10 protein-coding genes are annotated in these 8,094 nt (G+C 72.2%); 6 read left to right on the forward strand and 4 right to left on the reverse strand.

Annotation, left to right across the window (positions count from 1 at the left end; translation table 11 throughout):
• Positions 1-2: 2 nt before the first annotated feature.
• From gadC to OO54_RS32755, 3 genes are read left to right on the forward strand one after another with little or no spacing between them, the layout of a single operon-like run.
• Positions 3-1,481 carry a glutamate/gamma-aminobutyrate antiporter GadC gene (gadC, locus tag OO54_RS32745; protein ID WP_033209682.1) on the forward strand — a complete coding sequence of 493 codons (1,479 nt, stop codon included), beginning with the start codon at positions 3-5 and terminating at the stop codon, positions 1,479-1,481.
• 13 nt (positions 1,482-1,494) lie between these two features.
• Positions 1,495-2,220: a DUF998 domain-containing protein gene (locus OO54_RS32750; RefSeq protein WP_033209683.1), complete on the forward strand. Its 726-nt coding sequence runs from the start codon at positions 1,495-1,497 to the stop codon at positions 2,218-2,220.
• Positions 2,217-3,023 carry an alpha/beta fold hydrolase gene (locus OO54_RS32755; RefSeq protein WP_033209686.1) on the forward strand — a complete coding sequence of 269 codons (807 nt, stop codon included), beginning with the start codon at positions 2,217-2,219 and terminating at the stop codon, positions 3,021-3,023. Before OO54_RS32750 ends, OO54_RS32755 begins: the two co-directional genes overlap by 4 nt.
• Here the strand turns inward: OO54_RS32755 and OO54_RS32760 are convergent.
• From OO54_RS32760 to OO54_RS32775, 4 genes are all read right to left on the reverse strand, one after another.
• A complete protein-coding gene (locus tag OO54_RS32760; protein WP_033209687.1) occupies positions 3,008-3,427 on the reverse strand; it encodes a CBS domain-containing protein in 420 nt (139 codons plus the stop codon). The genes OO54_RS32755 and OO54_RS32760 overlap by 16 nt on opposite strands.
• Before the next feature lie 206 nt (positions 3,428-3,633).
• On the reverse strand, positions 3,634-4,263 hold the full coding sequence (locus OO54_RS32765; RefSeq protein ID WP_033209688.1) for a DUF305 domain-containing protein: 630 nt from the start codon (positions 4,261-4,263) through the stop codon (positions 3,634-3,636).
• Positions 4,260-4,937 carry a thioredoxin-like domain-containing protein gene (locus OO54_RS32770; RefSeq protein ID WP_017238938.1) on the reverse strand — a complete coding sequence of 226 codons (678 nt, stop codon included), beginning with the start codon at positions 4,935-4,937 and terminating at the stop codon, positions 4,260-4,262. Before OO54_RS32770 ends, OO54_RS32765 begins: the two co-directional genes overlap by 4 nt.
• Positions 4,938-5,012: 75 nt before the next feature.
• Entirely contained in the window at positions 5,013-5,393 is a 381-nt protein-coding gene (locus tag OO54_RS32775; RefSeq protein WP_033209690.1) for a hypothetical protein, read from the reverse strand.
• A 248-nt stretch (positions 5,394-5,641) separates the two neighbouring features.
• Between OO54_RS32775 and OO54_RS32780 the strand changes: the two genes are divergently transcribed.
• The 3 genes from OO54_RS32780 (at position 5,642) to OO54_RS32790 (ending at position 7,999) form a co-directional block, all read left to right on the forward strand.
• A complete protein-coding gene (locus tag OO54_RS32780) occupies positions 5,642-7,003 on the forward strand; it encodes a glutamine synthetase family protein (RefSeq protein ID WP_033209691.1) in 1,362 nt (453 codons plus the stop codon).
• Positions 7,004-7,156: 153 nt separating this feature from the next.
• Positions 7,157-7,447, forward strand: coding sequence for a hypothetical protein (locus OO54_RS41875; protein ID WP_051787394.1), 291 nt, complete (start codon positions 7,157-7,159; stop codon positions 7,445-7,447).
• 63 nt (positions 7,448-7,510) lie between these two features.
• Complete coding sequence (locus OO54_RS32790) at positions 7,511-7,999, forward strand: GNAT family N-acetyltransferase (RefSeq protein ID WP_033209693.1); 489 nt, start codon at positions 7,511-7,513, stop codon at positions 7,997-7,999.
• Positions 8,000-8,094: the final 95 nt, after the last annotated feature.

The following is an 8,094-nucleotide window of genomic DNA, read 5'->3' on the forward strand; positions in this document are numbered from 1 at the left end:
CCATGACGACCACTGACGACCCGGCAGAGTCGGCACCCTCCACCACGACCGACGGGGGAGTCGTCCAGGACGACGGCACGAAGCGCCAGTTCATCTCCTGGCTGACCCTCGCCTTCATGACCACCGCGTCCGTCGCGAGCCTGCGGCCCTCGCCGTCCATGGCCATCTACGGACTCGCCGCGATCTTCCTCTACCTGCTCCCCGCCCTCGTGTTCCTGCTGCCGACCGCCCTGGTCGGCGCCGAACTCGCCTCGGGCTGGAGCGGCGGCATCTACCGCTGGGTCAGCGAGGCGCTCGGCAAGCCGCTGGGCTTCCTCGCGGTCTGGTGCCAGTTCGCCATGACCATCGCGTACTACCCGAGCCTGCTCGCGTACGTCGCCTCGACGTTCGCGTACGTCATCGACCCCTCCCTCGCCGAGAACGGCCTGTACGTCGCGATCGTCATCGTCGTCATCTACTGGAGCGGCGTCTGGATCTCCTCGCGCGGCACCAGGACGATCGCCGGCCTCTCCTCCTTCGGCCTGATCATCGGCACCCTCATCCCCGGCGTGCTGCTCGTCGCCCTCGGCATCGCCTTCCTCGCCCAGGGCAACCCGTCCGCGCAGCCCATGAGCGCCGACCACTGGCTGCCGCCGTGGACCGGCCTCGCGAGCCTGGTCCTCATCGTCAACAACTTCCTGTCCTACGCGGGCATGGAGATGAACGGCGTCCACGTCTCCTCGCTGCGCGAGCCCCGGCGCGAATACCCCAAGTCGATGTTCCTGGCGACCGGCCTGGTCCTGCTGATCTTCATCCTTCCGGCCCTCGCCATCGCCTGGGTCATGCCCGCGGAGCAGCTCAGCCTCACCGCCGGTCTGATGCAGGCCTTCCAGGCCTTCTTCGACCACTTCTCCATCGGCTGGATGACCAAGGTCGTCGGCCTCATGCTGGTCTGCGCCGCCCTCGGCGGCATGCTCACCTGGCTCGCCGGACCCGCCAAGGGCCTCGTCCTGCTCTCCCGGCAGGAGGGCTATCTGCCGCCCTCGCTGCAGAAGTTCAACAAGGACGGCGCCCCGCAGAACATCATGATCGCGCAGGGCGTCATCACCACCCTGATCGGCGTCCTCTACGCCTTCAGCGACGACGTCTCCAGCGCGTACTGGATGTTCTCCGTCATCACCGTGCAGATCTACCTGATCGCCTACCTGCTGATGTTCGTGGCCGTCGTCAAGCTCCGCAGGACCCGGCCGGACGTCGAACGCGGCTTCCGCGTCCCCGCCGTCGAGTGGGTCGCCGGCATCGGCTTCGTCGCCTCGGTCGCCGCCCTCGTCATCGGCTTCGTCCCGCCGGACCAGTTCGGCGACCAGCCGCTCTGGCGCTACCTGCTGATCGTCGGCGGCGGCCTGCTGCTCCTCGGCATCGTGATCCCGGCGGCGTTCCTCAAGTACCGCAAACCCGGCTGGGTCCACCCCGACCACCGGGAACCTTCCTCCACGCCCTAGCGTTCGACCCACCATGCCCCGGAGTGTCACGCGCGCGGCCGCCGTCCTGCTGGCCCTCGGCGCGCTCGCGTACACCGCCTGGGTCCTCGAAGTCCTCGTGCGGACCGGGCTCGACCCGGTCCGCACGTACGTCTCCGAACTCGCCGCCGCCGACCAGCCGCTCGGCGGCCTCTTCCGCGCCACCGACCTGACGGCCGGCCTCCTGGTCCTGGCGGGGGCGGCCACCGGACTCGCCGCCGCGGTCAGGCGCGGACCCGCCCCCGCCCCGGAGGGGACCCGGCCCGGCCGGCGGCCCCGCGCGCGGGGCCGCTGGGCCCTCGGCGGCTGGGTCGCGCTCGCCGTCTTCGGGGCCGCGACCGTCGCCGACTCGCGGCTGCCGCTCAGCTGCACCCCCACCGCGGACCCGGAGTGCGCGGCCCGCGAGACCGCCGGGCTCGTGCCCGCCACCCATACGGCCCATGCCGTCAGTTCGAGCCTCGCCATGACCGGCGCCCTCGCCGCGATGGTCGCCCTGACCGTGGCCGCCCGCCGCTACGGCCACTGGCGGCCGCTGGCCCGCACCGGTCCCGCCCTCGTCGTCCTGGAGCTGGCCGCCACCGCGTGGACGCTCGCCGCCGTCGCCGCCTTCGAGGCCGGCAAGGGCGTCTGGTCGCTCGGCGCCGGCCAGCGGCTCCAGGTCCTCCTGGTGGCCGTCTGGCTCGCCGTCCTCGCGTACTCCCTCGCCCGGGAGGAACGATGACCTTCGTACGGATCGGGGGAGCGGCCCACCACGTCGTCGTCGAGGGCTCCGGCCCCGTCTGCGTCCTGAGCGCCGGCCTCGGCCTGAGCTGGTTCGACTGGGACCCGGTCGTCCCGCTCCTCGCCCCGCACCGCACCGTCGTCCGCTTCGACCGCCCCGGCCACGGCCTCTCCGCCCCGGCGACGGACCCGCCGACCGCCGCGGGCGAGGCGCACCGGATCGCGGCGGTCCTCGACGGCCTCGGCCACCCCGGCCCCGTCACCGTCGTCGGCCACTCCATCGCCGGGTTCCACGCGGAGGCCTTCGCCCGGCTCCACCCGGACCGCACGGCCGCCGTCGTCCTCGTCGACGCCTCGGTGGAGGAACACCCCCGCCCCTCCCGTACGGCCGCCGTGTCCCGAGCCGTCGGCGCCGTCCTCTGCGCCGCCGGGGTCCCCGCCGCGCTCGGCCCGGCCGTCCGCCGGCTGGCCGTCCGCCGGGACCCGACGCCCACCGCGCTGATCCGCCGCGTCTACGGCACCTCGCGCGTGCTGCGCGGCGCCCTCCTGGAGAACGCCCACTACGGCGCCGTCGCCGCCGGGCTCCTCGCCCTCAGGGAGAGCCGGCCCCTCCCGCCGGACGTCCCCGTCACCGTCCTCGCGGCCCCCGACGGCTCCGCCCGCTGGGAGCGCCGCCAACGCGCACTGGCCCGGGAGCTCGGCGCCCGCTACGAGGCGGCCGAACCCTCGGGCCATCTGGTCATGCGGGACCGCCCGGACGCGGTCGCCCGGGCGGTCCTCGGGACGGTTCAGGAAGCGGCGTAGACGCTCGCGCAGAACGCCTTGAGCTCCTCGTCCGACAGGTGCTGGGCCAGGTCGGCCTCGCTGATCATGCCGACGAGCCGCTTGTCCTCGATGACGGGCAGGCGCCGGATCTGGTGGCTCTGCATCTCCTCGAGGACGGCGCCCACGTCCGCGCCGGAGTCGATCCAGCGCGGCGTGCCCTGGGTGATCTCACCACAGGTGATCCTCGACGGGTCGTGGCCCATGGCCACGCAGCGGACCACGATGTCCCGGTCCGTGACGATGCCGCAGAGGCGTTCGTTCGCGTCGGCGACGGGGAGCGCGCCCACGTTCAGGTCCCGCATCAACTGCGCCGCCCGGTCGAGCGTCTCGTGTTCCGGGATCCAGCGGGCCCCGGTGTGCATGATGTCCTTCGCCGTGGTCATGGGGTGTGAACCTTTCGTCGAACTTCGTCGTACGAACTCCCCGAGCCCACTCATTGTCTGCGCGGGGCCCGACGCCCGCGACTTGTCGGCGTACGCCCCCGACCGCGGCGGCCCCCGGGTACGCACGGCCCCCGCGACCACCAGGGGTCACGGGGGCCGTGCGGGGCCGCGCGAGGCCCTGCCGGGCCGTCCGGTGCCGCCCGGGGTCAGGCCCCGCGCTTCCTCAGCATGTCCGCCATCAGGGCGATCTCGGACTGCTGGGCGTCGACCATGCCCTGCGCGAGGTTCCGCTCGATGTCCACCGAGCACTTCGAGACGCAGCCCTCGGCCATGTGGACCCCGCCCCGGTGGTGCTCGGTCATGAGCTTCAGGTACAGGACCTCGGCCTCCCGCCCACTGGCCTTGCGCAACTCGTCCAGCTGGGCGTTGGTCGCCATGCCGGGCATCAGCGCCCCGTCCAGCGGACCGGTGTCACCGGAACCGCCCATGCCCATCCAGGTCATCGGCTCGACCCCGGACTGGACCTTGGGCAGCCCCCACATGTCCAGCCAGCCGAGCATCATGCCCCGCTGGTTGGCCTGCGTGTTGGCGATGTCGTACGCCAGCCTGCGGACCTCCTCGTCCTTCGTCCGGTCCCGGACGATGAACGACATCTCGACGGCCTGCTGGTGGTGGACCGCCATGTCCCGCGCGAAACCCGCGTCCGCCGAGGCGGAGTCGGGGGTGCGCGACTCCTCCTCGCGGTCGGCGGAGGCGACGGTCACCGCGCCCCCGGCGAAGAGCAGCGCGAGGGCGACGGCGGTGACCGCCGCCCCCTGCGTACGGTTGAGCCTCACTGGCCCATCCCCGAACCGCCCGCGCCGTCCGCACCGATCCCGCCGGTGCAGGCGGCGCCCGGCTCCGGGGTCTGCGGACCCTGCACGTACTTCGTGAAGAACGCGTCGACCCGCGGGTCGTCGGCGCCGTCCACGGTCACCTGCTTGCCCCAGGCGGACAGCATGATCGCCCCGGCCTGGTCGTCCACGGGGCTCATCAGCGTGTACTTCGTCTTGCCGACCTTGTCGGCCAACTGCTTCACGTCGGCCTGGGAGGCCGACTTGTTGTACGTCACCCAGACGGCGCCGTGCTCCAGCGAGTGCACGGCGTTCACCTCGGCGATCTTCTCCTTGTAGACCACGCCGTCGCAGTTCATCCAGACCGGGTGGTGGTCGCCGCCGACCGGCGGCTTCATGTCGTACTTCACGGCCGTCTCGACGTGGTTGCGGCCGAGCTTCTTCGCGTCCCAGGACTTCTCGGCCGTGATGGGGGCCTTGGCGGCGGCCTCCTTCGCGTCCTGCTCGTCGGACTTCTTCATCAGCACGACGGTGCCGAAGCCGACGAGGCCCAGGACGACGACCCCGGAGACGCCGATGGTGATCAGACGGTTGCGGCGCTCACGGGCCTGCTCGGCGCGGCGCATCTCCTCTATTCGGGCGCGGCGGTCGGCGTTGGCGGAGCGGGTGGCGGCCATGGTGATGTCGTCCTTCTTCAGGGGGGGTGGGGTGGAGTTCGGGGTGGACGTGCGGGGGCGGTGCGCCCGCCGCCGTCACGTCCGGAGAACTTGAAGGACGTGCAGGTCCGGAGCGCGCGGCTGGGCGCCGGAGCGGCGCGCCGGGCCGTCGCCCGGGGGCGCCGCGAGCCGCGGGGGTCCGCCCGCCGCGTCCAGCGGCGGGTCGAGCGGGGGCGCGCTGAGCACCGCGGGGGAGAGGGAGGGGAAGAGCGAGCAGCCACCGCGGTCGTACGGGCAGACGTACTCGCCCACCACCGTCACCGCCCGCAGGCTCTCGCCCGGCTCGTGATGGGGATCCTGCCGGTCCGGCCCCGCGCCCAGACAGAGGAAGAGCGCGGCGAGGAGCGTCGCCACGGCACTCGCCAGTGCCATGGGACGCGCGTCTCCGGACAGGCGTACGAGCCGTGGGGCCCCCATGGGCGCAGATCGTAGTGGGCGCGGGGCCCCTATGGGCCGAACGGGGTACCACCGGGTGGCCGGAGCGCAGGCGCCGGACGGGCGAACAAGCACCCGGAATCAGCCGTTCCGCGTTACCTGTGTCACACCCGAGCAGGCACTATGGGTGTGCAACGTGCGCGAAACCATGTGGTGGGATGCTCAGGTGCCCCCCGATGTACCCGAGGCGGTGGGAGCAGGCGGCCTGACCAGCGAGGATGGGTGTGGAAATGGACAAGCAGCAGGAATTCGTGCTCCGTACGCTCGAGGAGCGTGACATCCGCTTCGTGCGCCTGTGGTTCACCGACGTGCTCGGCTTCCTGAAGTCGGTCGCGGTGGCCCCCGCCGAGCTGGAGCAGGCCTTCGACGAGGGCATCGGCTTCGACGGCTCCGCGATCGAGGGCTTCGCACGCGTCTACGAATCGGACATGATCGCCAAGCCGGACCCGGGCACCTTCCAGATCCTGCCCTGGCGCGCCGAGGCCCCGGGCACGGCCCGGATGTTCTGCGACATCCTCATGCCGGACGGCTCGCCGTCCTTCGCCGACCCGCGCTACGTCCTCAAGCGCGCCCTGGCCAAGACCTCCGACCTCGGCTTCACCTTCTACACCCACCCCGAGATCGAGTTCTTCCTCCTGAAGGACAAGCCGCTCGACGGCACCCGGCCCACCCCGGCCGACAACTCGGGCTACTTCGACCACACCCCGCAGAACGTCGGCATGGACTTCCGCCGCCAGGCCATCACCATGCTCGAATCGATGGGCATCTCGGTGGAGTTCTCCCACCACGAGGGCGCGCCCGGCCAGCAGGAGATCGACCTCCGCTACGCCGACGCGCTCTCCACCGCCGACAACATCATGACCTTCCGCCTGGTCATGAAGCAGGTGGCCCTGGAGCAGGGCGTGCAGGCCACGTTCATGCCGAAGCCGTTCTCCGACTACCCCGGCTCGGGCATGCACACCCACCTCTCGCTCTTCGAGGGCGACCGGAACGCCTTCTACGAGTCGGGCGCCGAGTACCAGCTCTCCAAGGTCGGCCGCTCCTTCATCGCGGGCCTCCTCCGGCACGCCGGCGAGACCTCCGCCGTCACCAACCAGTGGGTCAACTCGTACAAGCGCATCTGGGGCGGCTCCTCGCGCACGGCCGGCTCCGGCGGCGAGGCCCCCTCCTACATCTGCTGGGGCCACAACAACCGCTCCGCCCTCATCCGCGTCCCCATGTACAAGCCCGGCAAGACCGGTTCCTCCCGCGTCGAGGTCCGCTCCATCGACTCCGGCGCCAACCCCTACCTCACCTACGCCGTCCTCCTCGCCGCCGGCCTCAAGGGCATCGAGGAGGGCTACGAGCTCCCCGCCGGCGCCGACGACGACGTCTGGGCCCTCTCCGACTCCGAGCGCCGCGCGATGGGCATCGAGCCCCTCCCGCAGAACCTCGGCGAGGCCATCGCCCTCATGGAGAAGAGCGAACTGGTCGCCGAGACCCTCGGCGAGCACGTCTTCGACTTCTTCCTCCGCAACAAGAAGCAGGAGTGGGAGGAGTACCGCTCCGAGGTCACCGCCTTCGAACTCCGCAAGAACCTGCCGGTGCTGTAGGGGAGGTGGCCGTTCCCCGACGTCCCGCCGGTACGGAACTCGTGCCCGCGCCCGTCAACCGGGTGGCCAACACGGTGCCCGGTCTCGCGGCCGGGCTCGGCTGTGTCGCGTACGGGGCGGGGGGCGGGGACCGGGTGGGAGCGGGCGGCGGCGGTGGCCGTCCTCCTCGGGTGCGCCGCGCTCGCCCGGCGCGGGTACCGCGCGGGGGTTCGCTGCGAGGCCGAGCGGCTCGTCGTCCGCGGGTACCTGTGGACGCGGGTGATACCGCGGACGGCCGTCACGGGCGTCACGGACCTCCCGGCCGTGCGGTGGACCTCGCCCGGAGGACGGCGCAGGTGGACGCCGGTCACGGCGTTCGCGGCGGCCTCCGGGGAGATCGGCGCGACCCGAGCGCGCAAGCGGGAGGGGACGGCGCGGCTGCGGCGCTGGGCGGCGCGCCGGTAGCGCCGCGCCGGACCGCGGAGAAATCCGTTGCCCGGGGCGCGGGGCAGGGCCGAGACTGCGGCGGTGAAGATCGATACCGTCGCCACCGCGCGGCTCACGCTGCATCCCCTGACCGTCGAGAAGGCCGAACGCGTCATCGGCCGGGAGCCCGGTCCTGACGACCTGTGGGGTGAGGGCTACCCCGGCGCCGGCGACGTCCGCGCGGCCGACGGTTTCCTGCGCGGGGTCGTCGAGCGGGGCGATCCCGGGGTGTTCCGCACCTACGAGGTACGGCTCGACGGCGTCACCGTCGGCGGCATCGGGTTCCACGGCCCGCCGGACGAGATCGGGGTCGCGACCGTCGGATACGGGCTGCTGCCCCACGTCCGCGGGAACGGCTACGCCTCCGAGGCGCTGCGGGCCCTCATCGAGGTGGCCCGCACGGCCGGCGCCGCCGGGGTCAAGGGCGGCGCCGACCTGGACAACCCTGCCTCGCACCGGGTGATGGAGGCCGCCGGGATGCGCTGCGTGGCGGAGGACGAGAAGCTCCGCCACTTCTACCTGGCGCTCTAGTCTTCTGAGTCAGGAATTCTGTTCAGATGTATAGGCTTGCCCTATGGCACGTACGGGGCGGCCGAAGGCCGAGTTGATCCTGTCGGATAAGGAAC

The sequence above is a fragment of the Streptomyces wedmorensis genome, from assembly GCF_000716445.1.
Taxonomy (GTDB): Bacteria; Actinomycetota; Actinomycetes; order Streptomycetales; family Streptomycetaceae; genus Streptomyces; species Streptomyces wedmorensis.

What these genes read in the sequence shown, in the direction of transcription:
- OO54_RS32770 (WP_017238938.1), bottom strand. Translation starts at nt 4,937, where the DNA reads ATGGCCGCCACCCGCTCCGCCAACGCCGACCGCCGCGCCCGAATAGAG.
- OO54_RS32750 (WP_033209683.1), top strand. Translation starts at nt 1,495, where the DNA reads ATGCCCCGGAGTGTCACGCGCGCGGCCGCCGTCCTGCTGGCCCTCGGC.
- OO54_RS32755 (WP_033209686.1), top strand. Translation starts at nt 2,217, where the DNA reads ATGACCTTCGTACGGATCGGGGGAGCGGCCCACCACGTCGTCGTCGAG.
- OO54_RS32780 (WP_033209691.1), top strand. Translation starts at nt 5,642, where the DNA reads ATGGACAAGCAGCAGGAATTCGTGCTCCGTACGCTCGAGGAGCGTGAC.
- OO54_RS32775 (WP_033209690.1), bottom strand. Translation starts at nt 5,393, where the DNA reads ATGGGGGCCCCACGGCTCGTACGCCTGTCCGGAGACGCGCGTCCCATG.
- gadC (WP_033209682.1), top strand. Translation starts at nt 3, where the DNA reads ATGACGACCACTGACGACCCGGCAGAGTCGGCACCCTCCACCACGACC.
- OO54_RS32760 (WP_033209687.1), bottom strand. Translation starts at nt 3,427, where the DNA reads ATGACCACGGCGAAGGACATCATGCACACCGGGGCCCGCTGGATCCCG.